Source organism: uncultured Duncaniella sp. (assembly GCF_910577345.1).
GTDB lineage: Bacteria > Bacteroidota > Bacteroidia > Bacteroidales > Muribaculaceae > Duncaniella.
On the sequence record NZ_CAJTMT010000013.1, the window covers coordinates 65,711 to 89,462 of the forward strand.

The 23,752-nt window shown below is 47.3% G+C and carries 21 protein-coding genes; 18 read left to right on the top strand and 3 right to left on the bottom strand.

Translation table 11 applies throughout. The features are described 5' to 3' along the window. Positions 1 to 49: 49 nt before the first annotated feature. Genes QZ310_RS07430 through QZ310_RS07440 form a run of 3 tightly spaced genes read right to left on the bottom strand, consistent with a single transcriptional unit; the run spans position 50 to position 2,544 of the window. Positions 50 to 934 carry a DNA/RNA non-specific endonuclease gene (locus tag QZ310_RS07430; protein WP_297071876.1) on the bottom strand — a complete coding sequence of 295 codons (885 nt, stop codon included), beginning with the start codon at positions 932 to 934 and terminating at the stop codon, positions 50 to 52. A 45-nt stretch (positions 935 to 979) separates the two neighbouring features. Continuing rightward, positions 980 to 2,113, bottom strand: coding sequence for a DegT/DnrJ/EryC1/StrS aminotransferase family protein (locus QZ310_RS07435; protein WP_297071877.1), 1,134 nt, complete (start codon positions 2,111 to 2,113; stop codon positions 980 to 982). A 2-nt stretch (positions 2,114 to 2,115) separates the two neighbouring features. Beyond that, entirely contained in the window at positions 2,116 to 2,544 is a 429-nt protein-coding gene (locus tag QZ310_RS07440) for an FdtA/QdtA family cupin domain-containing protein (RefSeq protein WP_297071878.1), read from the bottom strand. 265 nt (positions 2,545 to 2,809) lie between these two features. On the opposite strand from QZ310_RS07440, the gene QZ310_RS07445 reads away from it, so the two are divergent. From QZ310_RS07445 to QZ310_RS07530, 18 genes are all read left to right on the top strand, one after another. Then, a complete protein-coding gene (locus QZ310_RS07445) occupies positions 2,810 to 4,969 on the top strand; it encodes a translation factor GTPase family protein (RefSeq protein WP_297071879.1) in 2,160 nt (719 codons plus the stop codon). A 127-nt stretch (positions 4,970 to 5,096) separates the two neighbouring features. Further along, a complete protein-coding gene (locus QZ310_RS07450) occupies positions 5,097 to 5,636 on the top strand; it encodes a GNAT family N-acetyltransferase (RefSeq protein ID WP_297071880.1) in 540 nt (179 codons plus the stop codon). Between the two features lie 63 nt (positions 5,637 to 5,699). Further along, complete coding sequence (gene mnmE / locus QZ310_RS07455; RefSeq protein ID WP_297071881.1) at positions 5,700 to 7,451, top strand: tRNA uridine-5-carboxymethylaminomethyl(34) synthesis GTPase MnmE; 1,752 nt, start codon at positions 5,700 to 5,702, stop codon at positions 7,449 to 7,451. Positions 7,452 to 7,716: 265 nt separating this feature from the next. Continuing rightward, positions 7,717 to 8,616, top strand: a complete 900-nt coding sequence (locus QZ310_RS07460) for a helix-turn-helix domain-containing protein (protein WP_297071882.1) — start codon at positions 7,717 to 7,719, stop codon at positions 8,614 to 8,616. Positions 8,617 to 8,718: 102 nt separating this feature from the next. Next, a complete protein-coding gene (locus QZ310_RS07465; RefSeq protein ID WP_297071883.1) occupies positions 8,719 to 9,828 on the top strand; it encodes a site-specific integrase in 1,110 nt (369 codons plus the stop codon). A gap of 150 nt (positions 9,829 to 9,978) precedes the next feature. Further along, positions 9,979 to 11,250 carry a hypothetical protein gene (locus QZ310_RS07470; RefSeq protein WP_297071884.1) on the top strand — a complete coding sequence of 424 codons (1,272 nt, stop codon included), beginning with the start codon at positions 9,979 to 9,981 and terminating at the stop codon, positions 11,248 to 11,250. A gap of 198 nt (positions 11,251 to 11,448) precedes the next feature. Further along, positions 11,449 to 11,832 (top strand): helix-turn-helix domain-containing protein, encoded by a 384-nt coding sequence (locus tag QZ310_RS07475; protein ID WP_297071885.1) that lies wholly within the window; start codon positions 11,449 to 11,451, stop codon positions 11,830 to 11,832. Beyond that, positions 11,829 to 13,196 (top strand): DUF3987 domain-containing protein, encoded by a 1,368-nt coding sequence (locus QZ310_RS07480; RefSeq protein ID WP_297071886.1) that lies wholly within the window; start codon positions 11,829 to 11,831, stop codon positions 13,194 to 13,196. Before QZ310_RS07475 ends, QZ310_RS07480 begins: the two co-directional genes overlap by 4 nt. A gap of 440 nt (positions 13,197 to 13,636) precedes the next feature. Beyond that, a complete protein-coding gene (locus tag QZ310_RS07485) occupies positions 13,637 to 13,915 on the top strand; it encodes a plasmid mobilization relaxosome protein MobC (RefSeq protein ID WP_297071887.1) in 279 nt (92 codons plus the stop codon). Further along, positions 13,912 to 14,847 carry a relaxase/mobilization nuclease domain-containing protein gene (locus QZ310_RS07490; protein WP_297071888.1) on the top strand — a complete coding sequence of 312 codons (936 nt, stop codon included), beginning with the start codon at positions 13,912 to 13,914 and terminating at the stop codon, positions 14,845 to 14,847. The genes QZ310_RS07485 and QZ310_RS07490 overlap by 4 nt, the downstream gene beginning before the upstream one ends. After that, the gene (locus QZ310_RS07495) at positions 14,847 to 15,662 is read left to right on the top strand and encodes a hypothetical protein (RefSeq protein WP_297071889.1); all 816 of its coding nucleotides are present in this window, start codon (positions 14,847 to 14,849) and stop codon (positions 15,660 to 15,662) included. Before QZ310_RS07490 ends, QZ310_RS07495 begins: the two co-directional genes overlap by 1 nt. Beyond that, positions 15,659 to 16,066, top strand: a complete 408-nt coding sequence (locus tag QZ310_RS07500; RefSeq protein WP_297071890.1) for a hypothetical protein — start codon at positions 15,659 to 15,661, stop codon at positions 16,064 to 16,066. The genes QZ310_RS07495 and QZ310_RS07500 overlap by 4 nt, the downstream gene beginning before the upstream one ends. Before the next feature lie 185 nt (positions 16,067 to 16,251). Further along, the gene (locus QZ310_RS07505; protein WP_297071891.1) at positions 16,252 to 16,512 is read left to right on the top strand and encodes a hypothetical protein; all 261 of its coding nucleotides are present in this window, start codon (positions 16,252 to 16,254) and stop codon (positions 16,510 to 16,512) included. Between the two features lie 143 nt (positions 16,513 to 16,655). Next, positions 16,656 to 16,916: a helix-turn-helix transcriptional regulator gene (locus QZ310_RS07510; protein WP_123617825.1), complete on the top strand. Its 261-nt coding sequence runs from the start codon at positions 16,656 to 16,658 to the stop codon at positions 16,914 to 16,916. Next, on the top strand, positions 16,913 to 20,086 hold the full coding sequence (locus QZ310_RS07515) for an HsdR family type I site-specific deoxyribonuclease (RefSeq protein ID WP_297071892.1): 3,174 nt from the start codon (positions 16,913 to 16,915) through the stop codon (positions 20,084 to 20,086). The genes QZ310_RS07510 and QZ310_RS07515 overlap by 4 nt, the downstream gene beginning before the upstream one ends. Beyond that, positions 20,086 to 21,729: an N-6 DNA methylase gene (locus QZ310_RS07520; RefSeq protein WP_297071893.1), complete on the top strand. Its 1,644-nt coding sequence runs from the start codon at positions 20,086 to 20,088 to the stop codon at positions 21,727 to 21,729. The genes QZ310_RS07515 and QZ310_RS07520 overlap by 1 nt, the downstream gene beginning before the upstream one ends. Before the next feature lie 5 nt (positions 21,730 to 21,734). Next, complete coding sequence (locus QZ310_RS07525; protein WP_297071894.1) at positions 21,735 to 22,736, top strand: virulence RhuM family protein; 1,002 nt, start codon at positions 21,735 to 21,737, stop codon at positions 22,734 to 22,736. Between the two features lie 33 nt (positions 22,737 to 22,769). Then, positions 22,770 to 23,752, top strand: a 983-nt coding sequence (locus QZ310_RS07530) for a restriction endonuclease subunit S (RefSeq protein ID WP_297071895.1), incomplete at its 3' end; no start/stop codon positions are given.

Consider the following 23,752-nt stretch of genomic DNA (forward strand, 5'->3'; position numbering starts at 1 on the left):
CTGCCATCCGGTTTCATCCGGTAAGGTTTTCGTTTCGCTGCCCCGCAATTTACCGTTTCTTCCGCTTGGAATATGTGCTCCAATAGTGGAAATCGCACTGTGATTCTACCTCATTTTCAATCTCATCGGGAAGTGATGCAAAAAAATCATGGCCGGTCAGAGCCTCTACCGAATCAATCGGGACGGCACATGCCTGCATACCGCCCGGAACCTTTCCATTTGGCATGATGAAGCCGATTCCACGCGCCGGATTTGCGTATGGAGAAATTATCACCTTGAAGAATTCACGGGGGACATAGACACGCGTATCACCTATGTATTCTATCGGTTTCCCATCAATGACAGGCCCGCAGACAATGTAGATCGCACTGTCAATCTGTGCCCATTGGCGGCACTTCTCCTCAAGGTTCTTCCATGTTCCGGCGTTGAGGGTCTTTGCCTGCGGACAGATATTTGTCATATAAAATGTCTGCTGCATGGCCTCCTTGTCCCAACGCATATCTCCGGCAGGTGCCATGTGTCCACGGTCATAACCTGAGTAACTGTAGTCCCACGTCTCGGCGCTGCTCTCAATGTCGGGGTCAGATGAAAATTTATTTGTACGGGTCACATCACCGTCAGTTTCATCAGCCGTCAGCTCCCACGACACCCAGTTCGGGATGTGATACTGCGGGTTGAACGATAGATCCATGCCTTTATAGCTCTTGGCAATCTCCTTGACTGAAGGATTTGTCCTTACAGCCATCAGATTGCCGAAAGAGCCGCTTTCGTGCGTCCGCACAGAGGTTTCATCCTGCTCCTTCCCTTCCAGACGTGCCCCGAGATAGGCGCAGGCAATGAGCAGTCCAAGTATAAGCAGCGACCTGTAGAGCTTGTCTGATTTCTGTCTACTTCTTTTTCCGCCGGATTTCTTTGTTCTATTTCTGTTTGCCATTTTTATTTACAACTAACTCAGATGGCGCTCACTTAACACCATCCTTTAAAATTCAAGCCCGTTGATCACGCGTCCGATTTCAGCCGCATCAGCAACCGAAATACCTGTCCCGATCGGAAGACTGACAATCTCATCAGCAACTCGCTCAGTCACAGGAAGCGGAGCATGGACCATGCCGGAATAACAGGGTTGAAGATGCGGTGGCACGGCATAGTGTATGTCTGTCCCTATACCGTTCTCCGCAAGGCACTTCATGAAATTCTCACGTCTTTCAGCCGGAACACGGACAACATATTGATGCCACACATTATCGTTGACCTCACGGCTCATTTTCGGGAGAATGATGTCGGGACGGTCAATCGTCCGTGCGTAGGCCAACGCGCGGGCAAAACGGTCGGCATTCTCATCGGCAAGATGAGGGAGCTTCACCCTCAGCATTGCCGCCTGAATCGGGTCGAGACGGCAGTTGAAACCACAATATATATTATGGTAACGGCGGTCGGAACCGTAGTTGGCAAGCGCGCGGACTGTCCGGGCAAGCTCTTCATCATGAGTAAGCACCGCTCCGGCATCGCCAAGCGCACCGACGTTTTTGGTCGGGTAGAAACTTATTCCGGCAGCATCACCGAGAGCTCCGGCATGGTGCGAATCATGGAGTCCATGCGATAAGGTACGCGCTCCAAGGGCCTGCGCGCAGTCCTCAATTAATTTCAGACCATTAGCTCGGGCTATTTCCACAAGGCGCTCATCCCAGGCCACGCGGCCATAGAGATGCACTGTCATAATTGCCCGTGTACGGTCTGTAAGCGCATTCTCAATCAGCGAGGTGTCGATATTCATCGTCTGCTCGTCGATGTCAACAGCCACAGGCACAAGTCCGGCATCGCTGATGGCAAGCACAGAGGCAATATAGGTATTGGCAGGATAGATAATTTCGTCACCATCCCTCAGGACACCCATCTCCTTATATGCGCGAAGGATAAGGCGCAAGGCATCAAGGCCGTTGCTGACACCGATGGCATAAGGCACACCGGTCAGGCCACACAAATCGGCCTCCAAAGCCTCGACCTCTCCCCCACCGATGTAACGTCCGCTGCGGATGACCCGCGTGGCGGCTGCGACGAGCTCGTCCATATACGGCTCGTTGACTTTTCCAAGATCAAGAAATGGATATTTCATCGTCATAAACGTCGGTCACTTTCAAGTGCGAGTCGCTTGAACTCCTCATAGTCGCGGATATATTCATCGGGGTCATAAAGGATGGAGGTCATCACCATGCAGACACTTCCGGAGGCAAAATTGTCGAGTGTGCGCCAGTAGCCCGGCGGGATGTAGAGCCCTTCGTATGGACGGTTGAGGGTATAGGTCATCCATGTGAATCCATCAAAAAGATTGACATTAAAACAGCCGTTGACCGCCACGAGCAGCGACTTGGATTCCTTGTGGGAATGACCGCCACGGGCTTCGCCGGCCGGGACATCGTAGGTCCAGTAGCATCTGGCGATTTCAAACGGAATCTGATCGTTGTCCTGCACGAATGTCAGACTTCCACGCGGATCATAGATGCGCGGCAGGGTAATCATGCAGGGTTTATCTAAATTTATATCCATCGGTATTATATATACAATAAGGTGTAACCTGTTATTTATGATACAAAGATAATGATTTATGGCCATCATGCGGAGCAGAAATGAAGGAAATTTGAGTTGTATGTTGTAAAACACATGTTTTTGAAGCCCGAAAACGAAAATTAATTACTATTTTGCGGTCGATTTGGAAAAAGTATCACCCGGAGGGGTTGAGTTACCACAAATCACACCTCTCTCATCACCATAAAAAACCACACTTCTTACCTAAAACTAAACCGAAACTGATATGAAGGTCTACCAAACTAACGAGATTAAAAACATAGCCTTGCTCGGTAGCAAAGGCTCGGGTAAAACCACACTCGCCGAAGCGATGCTTTACGAGTGTGGAGTTATAAAACGCCGTGGCACCATCGAAGGTAAAAACACTGTCAGCGACTCTTTCCCCGTTGAAAAGGAGTATGGCTACAGCGTGTTCTCGACCGTTTTCTATGCCGAATTCCTAAATAAGAAACTCAATGTGATTGACTGCCCCGGAGCAGACGACTTCGTCGGCAATGCCATCACCGCCCTCAATGTAACCGATACCGGTGTGATTCTCATCAATTCACAGTACGGAGTTGAAGTCGGCACACAGAACATTTTCCGCACCACACAGTCGCTCAGGAAGCCAGTCATCTTTGCGCTCAATCAGCTCGACGGCGAAAAGGCTGACTATGAGAATGTGATGGAGCAGATGCGTGAGCATTTCGGCAACAAGATCGTGGCAATCCAGTATCCCATTCAATGTGGTCCCGGCTTCAATGCCATGATTGACGTGCTTCTCATGAAGAAATATTCATGGGGACCCGAAGGTGGTACTCCCACCATCGAGGATATTCCCGCCGAAGAAATGGAAAGGGCTGATGAACTCCACAAAGCTCTCGTAGAGGCAGCCGCCGAAAACGATGAGGCCCTCATGGAAAAATTCTTTGACCAAGGCCATCTGACCGAGGACGAAATGCGCGAAGGTATCCGCAAGGGTCTGGTAGACCGCTCGATATATCCCGTGTTCTGCGTCAGCGCAGCCAAAGACATGGGCGTTCGCCGTATGATGGAATTCCTCGGCAATGTGGTTCCCTTCGTTGAAGAGATGCCCGCACCCGAAACTGCTGATGGAGTTGAAGTCAAGCCCGACAGCAACGGCCCGCTTTCACTCTATTTCTTCAAGACAACCGTAGAACCCCACATCGGTGAAGTCAGCTACTTCAAAGTCATGTCCGGAACGCTCACTCCGGGTGTTGACCTCGAAAACGTTACCCGTGGCTCGCGCGAACGTATCGCTCAGATATATTGCGTATGCGGCAACATCAAGACTCAGGTCGACAAACTCTGTGCCGGCGACATCGGTGCGACTGTCAAACTCAAGGATGTCCGCACCGGCAACACTCTTGATGCCAAGGATTGCGATTACAGCTTTGATTTCATCCGCTTCCCCGAACCGAAATACCGCCGTGCCATCCGTCCCGTCACTGAAAGCGATGCCGAAAAACTCATGGGTATCCTTACCCGTATGCACGAGGAGGATCCGACTTGGGTTGTCGAGCAGTCGAAGGAACTCAAGCAGACCATTCTTTCCGGACAAGGTGAATTCCATCTCCGCACCCTCAAATGGCGCGTTGAGAACAACGATAAACTTCCCATCATCTTTGAAGAGCCGCGTATCCCCTACCGCGAAACAATCACCAAGGCTGCCCGTGCGGACTACCGCCACAAGAAGCAGTCAGGCGGCGCAGGCCAGTTTGGCGAGGTCCACATCATCATCGAGCCTTACACCGAAGGAATGCCCGCACCCGACACCTATAAGTTCGGCAACCAGGAGTTCAAGATGAGCGTCCGCGACACTCAGGAAATACCTCTGGCATGGGGTGGCAAACTCGTTGTCCACAACTGTATTGTCGGTGGTGCTATCGATGCCCGCTTCATTCCTGCCATCGTCAAGGGTCTCATGGACCGCATGGAGCAAGGCCCCCTCACCGGAAGCTATGCCCGCGATGTCAGAGTATGCATCTATGACGGCAAGATGCACCCGGTCGATTCGAATGAAATCTCATTCCGTCTTGCCGGCCGCAACGCCTTCAGCGAAGCTTTCCGCAACGCGAACCCGAAGGTGCTTGAACCGGTCTATGACGTTGACGTGATGGTACCCGCAGATGTGATGGGCGATGTCATGAGCGACCTTCAGGGCCGTCGTGCGATCATCATGGGTATGTCAAGCGACAACGGTTTCGAAAAGATTTCTGCCCGCGTTCCGCTGAAAGAAATGTCGTCATACTCGACCGCACTTTCATCCATCACCGGTGGCCGTTCGGCTTTCACCATGAAGTTTGCGTCCTATGAGCTCGTCCCGACCGATGTGCAGGAAAAGCTTCTCAAGGAATACGCAGAAAAGGCCCAGGCCGACGAATAATCCCTCGCAGAGAATACATATCTATATTACTCAACAATTCTAACCGAACAACACATCTCCCGCAGGTCACCGAAGCGAATTCGGTGACCTGCTTTGTCTATTGACGGGAAATGAATAATTTTGCAGCATGATTAACCGCACTACGACATACGCTGAGACTTCACGACTGATATTGCGCTCATGGAAGCCGGAGGATTTGCCTCTGTTTGTCGCCATGAACAGGGATGCGCAGGTGATGAAATACTTTCCGGCCACATTGACTGAGGAGGAAACAGAGGGGTTCTACAACAGAATTAATGAAGAATTCGCCAGGAAGGGTTGGGGACTTTATGCAGTAGAATTAAAGTCTACGGGTCAGTTCATAGGCTATGTTGGGCTTCATGAAATCGGTTTTGAAGCTGAATTCACTCCCAGCGTAGAAATTGGATGGCGTCTGGCAGCAGATTATCATAATCATGGTTATGCGACCGAAGCTGCCGAAGAAGTTTTGAAACTCGCTAAATCATGCGGAATTAAGAGTCTGTACTCTTTCACAGCCACTATAAACATACCCTCGGAACGGGTGATGCAAAAGATTGGTATGGAAAAAGTCGGCGAATTCAACCATCCGAAACTGTCAACCGACTCTCCACTCTGCCGTCACGTTTTATATCAGATTGCTCTATGACCCGGAGCTGGGAAGATAAATGAATTGGTTGTCGGAGACAAATAAAATAGCTATATTTGCAGCATGTATCAGCTACTCGATTCCGACACTATATGCGCCATCTCCACTCCTGCAGGCGTGGGAGGCATCGCCGTCATTCGCGTCAGCGGTCCTGACGCTGTAACCATCGTTGATTCAATCTGGAAAGGCCGCAGGCTTGTGGATGTCAGCAGCCATACCGCCCATCTCGGCGATATTGTTGACCCTGAGAATCCCTCAGAGCCGCTCGACACGGCAGTAGCTACCGTGTTCCGCAATCCGCGCTCATTCACCGGAGAGGATGTGGTTGAAATCTCCGTCCACGGTTCGCGCTGGATCCAACGCGAATTGGTCAACCTTCTCATCCGGCGTGGTTGCCGTATGGCCGGACCGGGCGAATTTACCCGCCGGGCTTTTGCTAACGGCCGTCTTGACCTTGCCCAGGCCGAAGCTGTGGCCGATGTCATTGCCGCATCTTCACGCAGCGCCCATCGCCTTGCGTCATCGCAGATGAGAGGTGACTTTTCCCGACATATTGCCGAATTGCGCGACAAGCTTATAGAAATCGCCTCACTGCTTGAACTCGAACTTGATTTTTCGGAAGAGGATGTCGAGTTCGCGTCGCGTCAGCAATTGCGTGAGCTTGCTGATGCCCTCCTGACAAAAATATCCCGACTTGCCTCCTCGTTCTCAACTGGCTCGGCACTGAAAGATGGTGTTCCGGTTGCAATTGTCGGCGAACCCAATGCCGGTAAATCCACCCTCCTCAACGCACTTCTTCAAGACAACCGCGCGATTGTCAGCGATATTCCCGGAACCACACGCGACACCATTGAGGACACAATGGAAATTGACGGAGTGCTGTATCGTTTCATCGACACAGCCGGCATTCGTGAGACCTCCGACTCCATTGAGAATCTTGGAATTGAAAGGTCCTACGCTGCCATTGCCCGTGCGCGCATAGTCATCTGGCTCATCACTCCAGACCTCTCCCCTATCGACTATGCCACCCTCCACACGCTCATCACCACCCACCTCCCCGAAGATACAGCCCTCATCACAGTCCTAAACAAAATCGACACCCTCACCACCCCAACACCCACTCCTCTCCACGCCTCAATGCCCACTCCTCTCCAAGCCTCAACCACCACACATCTCCCCACCTCAACGGCCACTTCTCTCCACGCCTCAATTGCCCAACAAACCGCCCCAATCGTAATCCAAAAACAGGAGCAAAATACACCTGAGGCAGCTAATAATCAAAACAGCACAATAAAAGGCAATCATAAAGAAACCGCTGAAATAGGCAACCAAAAAGAAATCTCTGAGGTAGGCGACCAAAAAGAATACGCCGAGACAGGCGCCCAAAAAGAAACCGCTGAAACAGACACCCAAAAAGAAACCTCTGAGACAAGCACCCCAAAAGAAGCCTCTGAGACAAGCACCCAAAAAGAAGTCGCTGAGGCAACAAACCAACATGAGGATACTATCATACGAATCTCAGCGACAAACGGAACCAACCTACCCACCCTCATCAAAACCTTACGAACCCACTCCGGAGCGGAAACCACCCAAGAGGCCGACCTTATAGTCACCAATGCTCGCCACTACGAAGCCCTCACCCATGCCACATCCTCCCTTCAAAGAGTAATCTCCGGCATTGACACCAACATCTCCGGCGACTTCATCGCCCAAGACCTCCGCGAAACCATCCACTACCTCTCCTCCATCACCGGCACCATCACCACCACCGACCTCCTCCAAACCATCTTCCAAAAATTCTGCATCGGCAAATAGATGATTGTCACCATTTGGTAATAAATAGCATAAACTATTGAAAAGTCGCTCGTTATCGGGCGACTTTTTTCGTGCTTGCTGCTCAATAAAACCACTTCTCACCCCTTTTCACCTGCTTTTTTGTACCCGATTTGTAGCGAATAGCAATGAGCCGCAATCGGGCAACGAAAGGTTGTGGACGATGTTTACGTAGATTTACGTCGGTTTACGCCCATATACACTTTCGGCGAAATAACTGGCGAAATAACCACCGAAAATGTGAAATATGAGCAGTAACATTGAAATCAAAGAGAAATGCCGTTGGTGTGGAAGTGAGTTCATCGCTCGCAAGACATCAACAGAGTATTGTAGCCACCGATGTTCGGGGCTGGCATACAAGGAGAGGAAACGTCAATCTCGGCTTGAATCCTATCAGCAGGAATACGAGCATCAGCAGTCAGGACGAGCAGATGTGGCGACACAAGAGTTCTTGACACCAACCCAAGCGGCAATACTTCTTGGAGTTTGCCACATGACAATCTACAACTACATCAATCGAGGTGTAGTGAAAGTTTGGAAATTGAAAAGGAAGACTCTTATTAGACGGGCAGATATTGATGCTTTGTTTGACATTCTCAGAGTTGAGCAAGTGACAGAGACAAAAGTACCCACCCCCATCACCGAATTCTACACATCGAAGGAGGTGCAGGAGAAGTATGGCATATCCAATTCGGGGCTCTATGAGATAGCCAAGAGGGAGAAGTGGCCGAAGACTCAGCAACGTGGCAAGACCCTTTGGAGCCGGAAGCATGTTGACGCTTACTTCGTAAAACAACAGCCCACTGATGAAATATCTGAGTGGTACACCGCAGCTGAGATTCAGGCGCGATATGGGATGACACTGTCGGCGATATACTGTCTGGTGTCAAAGGAGGTAATCCCCAAGAAGAAAGTCGGTGCAGCTACATTCTACTCCAAATATCATTTCGATTTAGCCAAAGGTGCGGTTGAACCGAAAGAACCGGAGTATTACACATATCCGGAAGCGATGGAGAAATATGGGCTGACACGCGACCAGTTGCACCACTATCTGAAGTATTATAACATCACCCGTGTGAAGAAGGGCAAGTACACTCATATTCTCCGGAGTGAATTGGATAATCTCTTGAAATCACCGGAGTTATAGCCTATGGAGATGGTTTGGAGATACATCGGAGAGCATCCGGACTCTATTGTTCTCCCTCGATTCTCATGCTTACTTTGTGTCAAATTTTAATCCCCCACACAGATGAATACATGTACCAAAGTATTCCTCCGCAAGCGTCCTTACGCCGGAGGAAAGCTATCGCTGTATCTTGACTATTACCCGGCGATACGCAATCCGCACACTAACAAGATGACACGCCGCGAGACTCTCGGCATCGTCATCTTTGCGAACCCCACCAACGAAATGCAACGTCGTTTCAATCAAGAAATGGAGGAAAAGGCCGAGGCCATACGTTGCATCCGTTATCAGAGTCTGATAAATGAACAGTTCGGTTTTCTCGACAAGACAAAGCAGAAGCAGGATTTCCTCGCCTACTTCGAGAAGAAAGCCAAGAGCAAGTATGACAAATGGATGAGTGTGTATCTCCATTTCAAGAACTTCACCGGAGGTCAATGCACTTTCGGAGATGTCACCGTGAGCCTGTGCGAGGACTTCCGTGACTATCTTCTCATAGCCTACTCACTGCGCCATCCGGAAAAGAAGATACCACTGTCGGCTAACTCTGCCGCCGGGTATTGGTCAACATTCCGTTGCCTTTTGAAGATGGCATACAAGGAGAAGCTTCTGCTTGAAAATGTCAATGATTTCCTTGATGGTCTCAAATGGCAGGAGGTCAAGAAGGAGTATATCACATTGGAGGAGATGAAGATTCTCGCAAACTCTCAATGCGACATTCCAGTGTTGAAGCGAGCCTCAATGTTCGGATTATTCACAGGTCTTCGACTGAGCGACCTTCTTCAACTCAAATGGGAGAATATCGAGCGCAGTCCCGACGGCGGTCACTGCATCAGACTCTGCACTGAGAAAACAGAAACAGAGGCTACACTCCCTATCAGTGAGGAAGCACTGCAATATTGTGGTGAACGAGGTGACGGTCTTGTTTTCAAAGGCTTCAAACGCTCAATGGCTCAACATGCTTTCAAGAATTGGGTAAAGTCTGCCGGGATAACAAAAAAGTTGTCGTTCCACTGCTTACGCCACTCATTCGCCACCATCCTTATCTCATTGGGTATTGATGTATATGTCGTGTCAAAGATGCTTACTCACCGCAGCGTCAGAACGACTCAGATCTATGCCGAAGTGGTCGGAGAGAAGAAGCGCGAGGCTTCCAACGCCATCACGCTCAAATAGTCACCATCCTTTCAAGTCTGTTTGGAAATGCCATCTTGCAGAAATGCGAGGTGGCATTTTTAACATTTGGGATAGCGAACAATAGCGGAAAACATGGTGTTTTATTCTTGTTTACAAAATTCAGCACAATTTAAGAGTTATAAAAATCGAATGAAAGACCTGATTAAAGGCCACAATCCGCTGATGCTATTCTTCGTAGCTCTAATGAGTCTCTTCTTTGCGTTTGCGGTGAGAAACAAGATTGTCAGTGAAGGTCACACTGACTTAAATGCCAATTTCTTCTTTTTTATGGTATTGGCAAGTTGCATAGGTGTTTATTTCCTTATCCATGAAGGGATAAAGGAACTCACGGACTTCTTTGTCAAGAAGAGTTGGAAGAAACGCGGAATAACTCCGCAGACCGCTACAAGTATGGACACTTCAACGAATGAGAACAAAAACTCCGAAATTGAACAGCCAACGACCGAGAGTCAACCTCTTACGAGAGAGGATGCAAGAATGCTGTTGACTGAGGTTTTGGCAGTCAAGGCAGAGAAGGCATCTGACGATAAAGAGGAATTAGTCAAGACTATCAACGAAAATATGCTTGACTTATCGAATGTTGCTGCCAATGCCGCTAACGAAATTGAAGCAGGATTGCAACGTACATTCCAAGAGGCGTGTTTATACACAATCGAAGTACTTGGCCCATATATGACCAAAGAAAATCTGGAGATACTCATAAGCCGGTTATCGAAGTTTCAGAGAGCTGGTAATAAGACGTGGTCGGTATTATCTGCAAGTGAGACTGTCCACAAAAAAGTGGAAACTCATTCTCCTATTACCAAAACAGACCTGTATCACTATGGCTGGAATATGCAACAACTCTTTAGCAAGAGTGGTCCTCAGGCTGCATACTTCCTGCAAAGCACATTCCATGACCATTTTGATGATCTCCAATTAAAGACAATCAAAGGGAAACTGACCCTTGATGCAGACCGGGGCATTATCAAAATAAATAAAGAATTCAGTCCCAACTACAGAAGCCGTATAGAGCGCAAAAAAGAACAGAATGCTCAACAAATGGCGAAAGAGTACGAGGAAGAACAGAAACAGAAGAAGTTTGAAAGAGGTCAGGAACATTATGAAAAGATGACCCGGAAGAAGGCGGAAGGCGAAAGTGAGCCTATCACCAAGACTCAAGTGTCTGCCCCCATTCAAGAAGAGAACAACCGGTCGGTCAGAGATACTCATAAATCAAAACCTAAACGATATGATGATTATGAGGATGAAGAGGACGAATGGGAAGATACCAATGATGAACCGGCAGATGATGATTTCATCTATGCTATGCTTGAACGGAGCGAAAAGCGTAATCAAAAAAGTAACGAGCCTGCACCTTGGAGTCCCGGAGACTCTTTGGCCGTTGAGAGAGACTGGTAGCCATCTCCAAACCATCTCCGTTCAATTTCTCCGGAGAAAAGTACTGATTTATAGCTTCAGAGACGTTTTGGAGACACTTTAGAGTCGGTTCAGACCCTATTGTTCTCCCTTATTTCTCCCTGTAATTTTGCAACCGAATCCTTGACACGGATACGCCATGTCGGCGTGCCGTTTTCCCAAGGGTTCGGTTGCAAATTTATGGAAACATCCATCACCTTTGATAAGTTGCCCGAAGCTGTGACTTATCTGACCGCGCTGGTAACAAGCCTGCTCGGTGAACTGAGGGAGTTGCGCAACTCGCTCTCCCCACCCCAACAAGTCGCGCCTGAATTCATATCCACTAAAGAGGCGTGCGCATTGCTCGGAGAGTGTAAGAACACTCTTTATAATAAGGCGCGAAACGGCGTTGTTCCGGGTTACAAGAATCCCGGCGGCAAAGGCTGGCGCTTTATCCGAAGCGAGTTGCTCGATTATATGGCATCGGGCAAACCGAAATCTCAAGCGCAAGCCTATGACGAGATGGTAGCCGAGATGAACAAGGGTCTTCGTCCCGGAGGTAGAAACAAATCCTGTCGCCTATGAGTGAGAAATCTACACCTCAACTCATTCTCGACAAAGCCATTGACCTCAGCGTCAATCTGACCGGCAGCGGTTTCCCCATCAGCATCTTTCCTTCGAAAATTCAGAAAATCATCAGGGAGGTAAACGATTGCTATGGATTCCCTATCGACTATGTCGGAGCGGCGATGCTGGTTGCTGTTTCAGTCGCGGTGGGCAACACTCATCTTGCGAGGATGAAAGAGGGTTGGGACGAAAGCGCCATTCTGTATATGGCACTAATCGGCAGACCCGGAGCCAACAAGAGCCATCCGTTGAGTTTCGCCATGCGTCCGTTTGTGGAGCATGACTACGAGCAAAACAGAATTTTTGAGAAACAGTATCTGGAATATCAGGACCAATTGGATATGAGCCGGAAGGAACGTGCAGAAAAAGGTATTGACGTCTGCCCCCGTGAACCTGTCCGCCACCGATTTCTGGTTTCTGATATAACGCCGGAGGGTCTGAGTCTCATTCATTCTCAAAATCGCCGTGGTCTGTGTCTTCTTTCAGACGAGCTTTCAGCATGGGTCAAAAACTTCAACCGCTACAACAACGGATCTGAGGAGCAGTTTTGGCTTTCGGTATTCAGTGCTAAGCCTACTATGTCCGACCGCAAGAGTTCCCGCAGTTCCATCTTCATCAAGCGACCGTTCATATCCGTTATCGGTACTATGCAAAAACGCATCCTTTCGGAACTCGCCAAAGGTGAACGCTCGGCAAACGGATTCATTGACCGCATACTTTTCGTGATACTCAAACATGAGATGTCAACCAGATGGTCGATGAAGCAGCCATCATTTGATGTCGCCAATGAATGGCAAAATATTCTATCGCGATTGATGTGCATTGAATGTGCCTACGATGAAAACAACGACATTTTGCCTGTCATCGTCCCCTTTGCTGAAGAATCCCTTGAAAGGCTTTTTGAGTGGCAGCATGGCTTGTCAGACAAATGCGATACAGAACCTAACGAGACCCTTGTCGGCATCTATTGCAAATTGCAGATATACGCCATCCGATTCTGCCTGATAATACAAATGGCACGATGGTCTTGCAATGATGCTGGAAAAGATGTCATTGACCTGATTTCAGTTGAGAGAGCCATTACCCTTGCTGAATACTTTATGGAATCCGCCAAGAAAGTTCAGACAATTCTCAAAGAGCTTTCGCTCACCGCACAGCAGTTGGCCATTGTCACCGCCTTACCTCCGGAATTTACTACTGGGAGTGCTATCGCCGTGGCTGCGGAAAACGGCATGTCGGAGCGTGCGCTCATGGAGTTTCTGAAGAACTTCAACGGCAAACTTTTTCAAAAGTCGAAGCATGGGAATTATATCAAACTCTGACCTCATGCAGTATCATCAGATTCAGCAGTTTGACTTTAGAAACTGCGTAAACTGCCGAAACTGCGGTACTCTTCGATTTGACACTCCGATGGCTTGCAGAGCTACACCATCCGAGTATCAAAAGGGTATGGAATCAGGGCAGAGACTGCTTCTCAGACTCTGCTTTTCTCATCGGTACTTCGTAATGCCGAAGACTCGCAGTGGATATTACAGTGACAGGAGCAAGTTAGTGTTTTGGGACAACCAAAACCCGCCGAAGACCACCTCCGGCGGCTTGGCTAAACTTGCATCCCGTCGGTCTAAAACTATTTATCAACCAGTCGCCACCTGTGGCGAATTACCTTCTAATTTTCTCGCAAGTGACGAATGAGAAATCTCCAAAGAGGAAAGGTGGCCGACCTCCAAAATCAGCCACAGAGAAGAGGCGTTACCGCTTCACTTTGAAAGTCTGCACGGCGGAGAAGTTCGACCTTTTGACCAAGGCCGGACAAGCCGGGCTGACCCCGACAGAGTATATCCGGCAGAGCGTTGCCCACTCCGTGGTAAAGGAACGGATGACACCCGAACTTGCTGAATTCCGGCGCGACGTATGCGGTATGAAAAACAATCTCAACCAGACGGCACACGTCGCCAACCGGGATGGGTACGCATTTGCAGCTCAAATGAACCGCGAGCTTTGCGCCCGTCTTGACAATGCCCTCAAACATTTTGGGCAATGATGTCGAAGTTGAAGAAAGGGCCGGAATTCCGAGGTGCGGTTAAATACGTTCTCAATGACAAGAAAGATGCGGAAATCATCGCCGCCGATGGACTCATGCTTGACTCGATTGATAGCATTACCTACAGTTTCGAGGCACAAGCCGAGATGAATCCGAGGTTGAGAAAGAATGTCGGGCACACTGTGCTGAGTTTCTCGCCCAATGATGCCCCACGCATGAGCAATGACTATATGCGGCAAATTGCGCTGGAGTATCTGGAGCGAATGGGTATCTGCTACACACAGTTTCTGATTGTGCGTCACCACGACCGGGAGCATCCGCATTGCCATATCGTTTTCAACCGCGTCAGCAATTCCGGCAAGACTATCACCGACAGCAACGAGCGATTCCGCAGTCAGCGGGTCTGTCGGGATATTACCGAGCGTGAAGGGCTTTATATGGCACCCGGAAAAGAGGAAGTCAAGCGCAACCGTTTACGTGAGCCTGACAAAACCCGGTATCGGATTTTCGACATTATCAAGGCCGAGTTGCCACGACACACTGATTTTAACAGCTTCATCGCGGCTGTTGAGAACCACGGCGTAGAATGTACCCTCATCAACAACGGAAGCACCAACAAGATGCAGGGAATACGCTTCAAGATGGGTAAATATGCGTTCAATGGCTCGAAGATTGACAAGTCGTGTAGCTACTCCAAACTGATTCGTGCTTTGGAGGCCAACAAGCCAAGAATAAAGCCTCTGCCAGAACGTCAGAAGCCGATGCTACAGCAATCTCACGCTCCACAACAGGAGTACAGAGATGAGTCGCAGGATTTCAGCCTCGGTCTAAACTTATTTCAACTTCATTCAAGCGGCGATAATGTACCGATTACGGAAACAACATGGTTCAAGAGTCGCCGGCGTAAACCTAAAAAAGGAAGATCTGTATAATGAACACCTTCACAACATCTCAGGGAGAAGCCAGTAAGAATCCAGCGCTCCCGACCACTTCCTCAAACGCGACTGCAAGCCCCAAGAATATCGACATCAACACTGTCTATATGTTCTTCGAGGAGCTGTGCAACAAGTTTGAGAAAGGTCAAGCCAAACAGTCTGATGGCTCACAGGTTCAGACTAACGACTATAACGCCAAGTTCTTTGAGGACATTATTTCCAACTGCCTCAAAAAAGTTCAGTTCAAGGTTGTGGCACCGGAACCCGATTTGTCGGGCATTCCTAAGCCAAAGGACTACTCTCAAAACTTTACTGACCTCGGAACCAAAATTGAAAAGAAAGATTCCGAAACGGCAAAGGCTATGAGAACGTTGGGCACGACTATTACCAAATTAGAAGCGGCTGTCAAGTCTAACACTGCCGCCGTCAATGCTGGGCCCAAAGTACAGAAAGTTGAGAAAACCATCAAGTTTGACATCAACTCATGGAAATGTTTCGCTTGCGTGGTCACCAGCTTCATCATCAGCATTTTTCTCGGCGTATGGATTATAATCCAGAGTCATGACATGGATAAGTACACTGACACCGACCTTAAATATCGTCTTATCCAGATGAATGGCAGCGTATCAAGCGTCGGACTCGACAGCATCGAGGTCTGGTTTCAAGACCCAGACAGAGTGAGTAACATCCGCAAGATGGTCACCGAGCATGAGCAACGTATGGAGCAACTCCGCCGCTCGACTCTTGAACGCGACCGCCTTAACAATGAGATTAACGAACTTAATTCTCAGAACACCCCCAACAAAAAATGAAAGAAATGAAAAACCTCCCCATCTCGGCAGATGCTCAAAAGAGCATCAAGGCCTTCTTCTATGACTTCTGCATGTACATGGAAGAGAACTATTGTGCAACCCACGACCAACTGATGCTTGATTGGAACAGTGTCGGAGCAACAGCCCGATTCATCGGTAACGGCTGCAATATCCAATACCGTCTTTGGGAACGCTCCAATGGCTACCTCGGCATACCCGACATGACGCTCATCGTCCATGTATTCTCTGTAGCCGACAGCATGGAGAATGTACTCGCCCTGTGCAAATGGACAGGAGTGGCAGCCAAAGCCAACGGCTTCCGTCACATCGCCGACCCCGACCGTCAGCCCGAAGAGGCCGACAACCAAGTAACTGAATGTCAAATCGCATGTTTAACCCTTTAACCCCCACCATCTATATGACAAGCATCTCAACCCTTACCGAGCGTAGAATCGACGATTTCTACCTCGACCTCCGTGACTATGTAGCCCTTGTATTCGACGGTGACCCCGAAGAAGTATCTCTCAACTAGAACTGCGTAGGCGCAATCCTCAGCTACCGCGACGACACCCACAACATCTTCATCCGCTTGTGGGAACGCTCCGAAGGCCACCTCCACCTCCCCGACATGACAATGATTGTCGAGACCGTAGTCTTCGACCGCAAACTCGGCACACGCCCCAATCCCGAGCTCGCCGACCGCCTCTACAAAGAGATGAACGCCTTCTCCAAATGGCTCATCCTAACCGCCCGAATCTGCGGCTTCAAGTATGTTGCTGATCCCAACATGCCGCCCATCCCCGACGAAAACATCCCCGGCTGCCCCATCGCCTGCCTCCCCCTGAAATAGTCCACACCAATCCCTCCCACGCCACGCCGACGAGTCTTCCTCGCCGGGGTGGCGTTTATATGTTTCTTAGCATATTCTTTTGCCACATCAAAATTTATCACTAAATTTGCATAATACGCAAATGATATAACTAATCTCAGAAAATGGGAAAAGACATAAATCGATTAAAAATAGTGCTCGCAGAGCAGAAAAAGACTAATAAATGGCTTGCACAGCAGCTTGGGAAAGACCCGGCAACTGTGTCGAAGTGGTGTACCAATACAGCACAACCGTCATTGGAAACTCTTTCTGAGATTGCGCAGTGTTTGAAAGTGGATGTTCGCACCCTCCTTCATTCCAATTTTTTATTTGATATGGCTTCCGAGCCTTATGTCTCATACGGCAGAAAAGACGGCACATTATGAGCAAATTTAATGAAGCAACCCGCGTGCAGATGCCGGCAATGGTACATCTGACTCGTTTAGGATATACATATTTTGGGAAAATATCTGAGGAAGATGCAGGAACAGTCTATGACCCTTCTACCAATATTCTTATTGAGGTCTTCCAAAAGCAATTTAATAACCTGAATCCAAACTCTCCTGTTTCAGCTTCCCAAATACTTCAAGACATGCACAATGACTTGAAGAATGATGACCTTGGATATGCTTTCTATCAGAGACTAAAGGCGGTGTCTCCAGTCAAACTGATTGACTATGATACCCCATCCAACAACACATTTCATTTTACTGCCGAATTCACCTGCAAGAATGGTCAAGATGAGTTCAGACCGGATATTACATTGTTTGTAAACGGTATGCCTTTGGTTTTCATTGAAGTGAAGAAACCAAATAACTCCGGCGGTATGGTCGCGGAAAGTAAGCGGATGAATCTACAGCGGTTCCCCAACAAGCGTTTCCGTTCCTTTATCAACATTACTCAGTTGATGATATTCTCTAACAATATGGAGTATGACACAATGGGAGGGATTGTTCCGTTGCAAGGTGCATTCTATTGCACAGCTGCAAAAGAGTCTGCCCCATTCAACTGTTTCCGCGAGGAAAATCGCTCGAATGCTGATATAGCGCCATACAATCGGAATTACCCATATAAACCCATAAACAAGGACTTTGAGAAGAAAATTCTTAAAGACTTCAATTGCGAAGTTATTCATACAACTCCGGAATACAAGACTAATCTCGATACCAATACGCCAACCAACCGCATACTGACCTCAATGTGCTCTCCGGAACGTTTGCTGTTTATCCTCAGATACGGCATCGCATACGTAAAATCTGAGCGTGAGGTTGACGGAAAGATTGAGATTACCGACCAAAAACATATCATGCGCTATCAACAGATGTTCGCGGCATTGGCAATCAGAGAACATCTTGAGAACGGGGCAAAGGCCGGCGTGGTATGGCATACACAAGGCAGCGGCAAAACAGCATTATCCTATCATTTAGCCTATTTCCTTAACGACTATTTTGCCAAACAAAATAAAGTCGCCAAATTCTACTTTATTGTTGACCGTCTCGACCTTCTCGAACAAGCAACACAGGAATTTGAAGCTCGAGGCTTGGTAGTTACTACCGCCAATTCCAGAAAAGAATTGATGGATCAGTTCCGCAGCAACCAGTCTCAGCAGGGCGCAAGCGGCAAACAGGAAATAACGGTAGTGAACATCCAGCGTTTCGCAGAAGACAAGGAAAAAGTAAAACTTCCAGAGTATGCTACAAATCTTCAGAGAGTGTTCATTCTTGACGAGGCACACCGTGGCTATCGTCCCGGCGGTTGCTTCCTTGCCAATCTTTTCGATGCAGACCCCAATTCCATTAAGATTGCGCTGACCGGCACTCCTCTTCTTAAAGATGAAAAGGCCACCGCTACAGTCTTTAGTGACTATTTCCACACATATTACTATGACCGCTCGATAGCAGACGGCTATACTCTAAAAATTATCCGTGAAGAGATTGAGACCTCCTACAAGGAGAAGCTCACTCAGATTATGGATAAGTTAGAGCAACTTGTTCTAAAAAAGGATGTTCAGAAGTCAACCATCATCGAGCATGAGAACTATGTCAAGGAACTTATCCGCTATGTCATAACCGACCTCACACGATTCCGTCAGCAACATGGCGACAATACCCTCGGAGGTATGATTATCTGCGAAACAAGCGGACAAGCCCGTAACTTGGCAATGTATTGGGATGAAGTGCAACGAGAAATGAACAAAGACGCCTCTTTCCCTACCAACATCAAGGCAAAACTTATTCTCCACGATACAGACGATAAGGAGACCCGCAAGCAAATAGTAAAGGACTTCAAGAAAAACATGACCGTAGATGTGCTGATTGTGTTCAATATGCTTCTGACAGGATTTGACGCTCCGCGTTTGAAGCGCCTTTACTTCGGCAGAAAACTGAAAGACCACAATCTTCTTCAAGCTCTGACTCGCGTCAACCGCCCATATAAGAATAATCGCTACGGCTACATCATAGACTTTGCAGACATCAAGCGCAACTTCGAAGAAACCAACGAGGCTTATCTTCAGGAATTGAATCGTTTCAACGACCCAGAAGAAGACGGTAGCCGAGTAACCAACACATTCACACAAGTGCTCGAAAATCCGCAGGAAATACTTGACACGATGCGAGATATTCACGACACCTTGTTTGAATATACCGTTGATAATGTTGAGGAATTCAGTTCGGAGGTTTCAACAATACAAGACAAGGAGGAACTGTTGAAGTTGAAAAAAGTGTTGGAGGCAGCCCGCGACTGCGGCAACCTTGTCCGCACTTTCGGCGATGATGAGTTGAAGGAGAAATTTTCAAAGGTGGAACTGACCAAACTTCCAGATATGCTGAAAGAGGTACAGCATCACATCACCATTATCAATCAGAAAGAAGCCTTCAATGCAAATGAGCAGACCACCATTCTTGTAAACGAGGCAATGCAGGATATTGAGTTCACCTTCTCAAAGATTGGAGAAGAGGAGCTGAAACTTATTTCCGGTGGCCGCGAGCTGCAAGACAAATGGCGCGATACTATCCGAGCCTTTATGGACAATATTGACCAAGACGATCCGGAATTCATCACCCTTAGAGAAGCCTTCACCCAGCGGTTCAAGGAGCACGGCTTTGTTATTGATTCCATTGCCAAGTTCAATGAAGAAACAGCCGCTCTCGATTCGATTATTGTCAGATTGAAAGCTATTCAAACGGCCAACAAAGCACTTCTAAAGAAGTATAATGGAGATGCCAAGTTCGCCCGTGTTCACAAAAGAATCCGGGAGGTGAATCATGATCGCAAAGAGAAATCCGCAAAACCTATTTTCACTTTCAGTGATTATGAAATCAGTATAATTCTCAACATGATAAAATCGGAGGTTGACCAACGGGTATATGACAAGAATGACATCTTGAAAAAGGATGCCTACTTCGAGCAGACAGTCCTATCCATTGTCGCTAATATGCTGTATCATTTCCCTCAGATTAGCGATACCGCCACAATCGAGGATTACGATTTTGTCAAAAACGGCATTGCCCGTCAGTACCTCAACCAGTATAACGCCACATACGCAGCCTGCTAATGAACATCAAAGAAAAAACCATACGTCTTATCGATGACCTCAAAGCCACATGTCAATCCTACGGGCTCGGCAACGATGGCAACGAATACAAGATTATCACTCAGATATTCATGTATAAGTTTCTCAACGATAAATTCGGGCATGAATTGAAAATTGCCAAGAGTCCCTTTGCAAAGAAAATTCAGGACTCCGAGCGATGGGAACTTGCATATTCCGAAATGGCAGAGACAGAGCGGCAGCTTCTTCTTGTCTCATTGCCGCCTGAAACACTGAAACTGCGTCCGGAGCATCTTATGTATAGCCTTTGGAATCGTCAGAGCCGAGGAGAATTTGACGAGATATTCGATGCGACCATGACAGATATTGCAGAACAGAACATCGACATATTCTCTACTCAAACTACACAGAATACAAAGATACCCCTCTTTGAACGCCTCACGCCATACGTCACCGACATCGACCAACGCCCAGCTTTCGCACGTGCATTGGTTGATAAACTTGTCAACTTCTCATTCGAAGATGCATTCTCCGATGAAAAAGGTTATGACTTCTTCGCAACTATTTTTGAATATCTAATCAAGGATTACAATACAGCAGGAGGTGGCAAATATGCTGAATACTACACCCCCCATGCCATCGCAACCATCATGGCCCGGCTTCTTGTGAATGACGATGACGACCTCCACAATATCGAGGCATACGACCCTTCAGCCGGTACAGGCACACTGCTAATGGCGTTGGCTCATAGGGTTGGCAACAGCAAATGCACAATCTTCGCTCAGGATATTTCCCAACGAAGCAACAAGATGTTGAAACTCAATCTGCTTCTCAACGGATTGGTTTCATCACTTGACCATGCCATTCAAGGAGACACTCTTGTCTCCCCATATCATAAGAATGATGAAGGAAGTGCAATTCGCCAGTTTGACTATGTGGTTTCCAATCCTCCATTCAAGATGGATTTCTCGGATACACGCGAAAAGATTGCAGCCCAACCTGCACGATTCTGGGCAGGTGTACCAAATATTCCGGCAAAGAAAAAGGAGAGCATGGCAATATACACCTGCTTCATCCAGCATGTTATAAATTCCCTGAAAAAGACAGGCAAAGGAGCTATCGTCATTCCAACAGGATTCATTACCGCCAAGTCAGGTATTGAGAATAAAATCCTAAAACACATTGTTGACAACAAGATTGTCTATGGTGTAGTTTCAATGCCTTCAAACGTTTTTGCCAATACAGGTACTAACGTGTCAGTCCTTTTCTTCGACAATTCACGTGCCACTGAGAAGGTTATTCTTGTTGATGCCTCAAAACTTGGAGAAGAATACAAGGAGGGCAACAATCAGAAAAAGCGTCTTCGCCCGGAAGAAATCGACAAGATTGTAGATACTTTCCGCGATAAGAAAGCCGAGGATGGTTTCTCCGTAGCAGTCACATACGATGAAATAAAGGAGAAAGGTTATTCCCTCTCTGCCGGTCAATATTTCGACATCAAGATTGAGTATGTTGACATAACAGCAGAGGAGTTTGAACAGCGCATGAATGGTTATCGTTCAAAACTTACGGAACTGTTCAATGAGAGCCATCGCCTTGAATCAGAAATCCTCAAACAGCTCGATACCCTCAAATTCAACTCCTGATATCAATGGCAAAAGAAATACAGTTTATATTATATAATTTGCCTGATAGCTCGGGGACTGTTCAGGCCTATGTGGAAAATGAGACTTTATGGCTGACTCAAAAGGCCATGTCTCAATTATTTGATGTGTCTGTTCCTGCAATAAATCAACACCTCAAAAACATCTACGGGACCAATGAACTGACCCCTGAGGCAACTATTAAGAAAAACTTAATAGTTCAGCAAGAAGGAAACCGTCAGGTAAAACGAGAACAAACTTTTTATTCTCTTGATGCTATTATTAGCGTCGGATATCGTGTGAATAGTCAGAGGGCCACTCTTTTCCGTCAGTGGGCTACTCGTGTCTTGAATGAGTATATCCGCAAAGGTTTTGTTCTCGATGATGACCGCTTAAAGCAGGGAAACGCCGTGTTTGGTCAAGATTATTTCCGGGAACTTCTTGAGAGAGTTCGCTCAATCCGAGCCAGCGAACGGCGAATTTGGCAACAGATAACCGACATTTATGCCGAATGCAGCATCGATTACGACCGTCTTGCCCCAACAACAAAAGAGTTTTATGCAATGGTACAAAATCGGTTTCATTATGCGATTACCGGACATACGGCAGCCGAAATCATCCATGCCGGAGCAGACCATACAAAACCACACATGGGTCTGACCACTTGGAAATATGCCCCCGATGGCCGCATCCTTAAATCAGATGTCAGCATTGCTAAAAATTATCTTTCGGAAAAAGAGATACGATCGCTTGAACGCACCGTAACATCTTACTTCGATTACATCGAGAGTCAAATTGAGCGAGGTAATGTATTCAATATGGAACAATTTGCCGCAAGTGTCAATAAATTTTTGACCTTCAACGACTACAAGATACTTCCTAATCGCGGAAATATCTCGGCGGCACAAGCTAAGGCAAAAGCAGAAGCTGAATACGACCTTTTCAATCCGACACAACAAATTGACTCCGATTTCGATAAAGAAATCAGAGGTATGTTAGATAAAGATTAGTCATCATAAAACAAAACGATGTCCTCGAATTCTATGATAGGATTAAAGAAAATATATAAAAGACGAAATCTCCCCAATGGATGGAAAGAGGTTCGAATCGCTGATGTATTTAAGACTGGGTCAGGCGCGACACCGACTGCTTCCAATCCCGCATACTATACCAATGGGACAATTCCGTGGATAAATAGTGGAGAATTGAACAGCGCGACTATATCTGAACCTCAAAATTTTATTACCCAAAGTGGATATGAGAATAGCTCGACTAAAATGTACCCCAAAGATACAGTTTTAGTTGCAATGTATGGGGCTACAGCAGGTAAAACTTCAATACTTAAAATACCTGCATGCACAAATCAAGCCATTTGCGCGATTCTGCCACATAAAGATTTTTCGCCACTTTTTGTAAAATACTATATTGAGAACTTATATTCTCATTTAGTTTCACTTAGTTCTGGATCTGCAAGAGACAATATTTCACAAGATACCATTAAAGAGTTAAAAATCTATTGTCCCTCGACATTAGAAGGTCAAATGCGCCTTATTGAAATACTTAATCTTATTGACCGTAAGATTGCGCTTAATCGTGAGATAAATCGCAATTTAGAGGCGATGGCCCGTCAGCTCTACGACTATTGGTTCGTGCAGTTCGACTTCCCTGATGAGAACGGCAAGCCCTACAAGTCGAGCGGCGGCAAAATGGTCTGGAATGAAAAGCTGAAGCGTGAGATTCCTGAAGGCTGGACAGATGTTAGGCTTGATTCATTAACTTCAATCTTTACAGGCAAAAAAGATGTCGCCAAAGTCAAGCCCGGGTCATATAAATTTTTTTCCTGTGCTCCAGACCCCATTCCGTCTAACGAATATATTATTGACGGAGATGCCATTTTGGTTTCCGGTAATGGAAGTTATACTGGAAGGGTCATGTTTTATTCTGGTAAGGCGGACTTATATCAACGTACATATGGATGCATAGTTTCTGATAAAGTAGGGAATATAATGCCTTTCCTGTATTTCAC

What these genes read in the sequence shown, in the direction of transcription:
- QZ310_RS07480 (WP_297071886.1), top strand. Translation starts at nt 11,829, where the DNA reads ATGAGTGAGAAATCTACACCTCAACTCATTCTCGACAAAGCCATTGAC.
- QZ310_RS07490 (WP_297071888.1), top strand. Translation starts at nt 13,912, where the DNA reads ATGATGTCGAAGTTGAAGAAAGGGCCGGAATTCCGAGGTGCGGTTAAA.
- QZ310_RS07515 (WP_297071892.1), top strand. Translation starts at nt 16,913, where the DNA reads ATGAGCAAATTTAATGAAGCAACCCGCGTGCAGATGCCGGCAATGGTA.
- QZ310_RS07445 (WP_297071879.1), top strand. Translation starts at nt 2,810, where the DNA reads ATGAAGGTCTACCAAACTAACGAGATTAAAAACATAGCCTTGCTCGGT.
- QZ310_RS07500 (WP_297071890.1), top strand. Translation starts at nt 15,659, where the DNA reads ATGAAAGAAATGAAAAACCTCCCCATCTCGGCAGATGCTCAAAAGAGC.
- QZ310_RS07435 (WP_297071877.1), bottom strand. Translation starts at nt 2,113, where the DNA reads ATGAAATATCCATTTCTTGATCTTGGAAAAGTCAACGAGCCGTATATG.
- mnmE (WP_297071881.1), top strand. Translation starts at nt 5,700, where the DNA reads ATGTATCAGCTACTCGATTCCGACACTATATGCGCCATCTCCACTCCT.
- QZ310_RS07525 (WP_297071894.1), top strand. Translation starts at nt 21,735, where the DNA reads ATGGCAAAAGAAATACAGTTTATATTATATAATTTGCCTGATAGCTCG.
- QZ310_RS07520 (WP_297071893.1), top strand. Translation starts at nt 20,086, where the DNA reads ATGAACATCAAAGAAAAAACCATACGTCTTATCGATGACCTCAAAGCC.
- QZ310_RS07460 (WP_297071882.1), top strand. Translation starts at nt 7,717, where the DNA reads ATGAGCAGTAACATTGAAATCAAAGAGAAATGCCGTTGGTGTGGAAGT.
- QZ310_RS07465 (WP_297071883.1), top strand. Translation starts at nt 8,719, where the DNA reads ATGAATACATGTACCAAAGTATTCCTCCGCAAGCGTCCTTACGCCGGA.
- QZ310_RS07450 (WP_297071880.1), top strand. Translation starts at nt 5,097, where the DNA reads ATGATTAACCGCACTACGACATACGCTGAGACTTCACGACTGATATTG.
- QZ310_RS07475 (WP_297071885.1), top strand. Translation starts at nt 11,449, where the DNA reads ATGGAAACATCCATCACCTTTGATAAGTTGCCCGAAGCTGTGACTTAT.
- QZ310_RS07510 (WP_123617825.1), top strand. Translation starts at nt 16,656, where the DNA reads ATGGGAAAAGACATAAATCGATTAAAAATAGTGCTCGCAGAGCAGAAA.
- QZ310_RS07495 (WP_297071889.1), top strand. Translation starts at nt 14,847, where the DNA reads ATGAACACCTTCACAACATCTCAGGGAGAAGCCAGTAAGAATCCAGCG.
- QZ310_RS07440 (WP_297071878.1), bottom strand. Translation starts at nt 2,544, where the DNA reads ATGGATATAAATTTAGATAAACCCTGCATGATTACCCTGCCGCGCATC.
- QZ310_RS07430 (WP_297071876.1), bottom strand. Translation starts at nt 934, where the DNA reads ATGGCAAACAGAAATAGAACAAAGAAATCCGGCGGAAAAAGAAGTAGA.
- QZ310_RS07470 (WP_297071884.1), top strand. Translation starts at nt 9,979, where the DNA reads ATGAAAGACCTGATTAAAGGCCACAATCCGCTGATGCTATTCTTCGTA.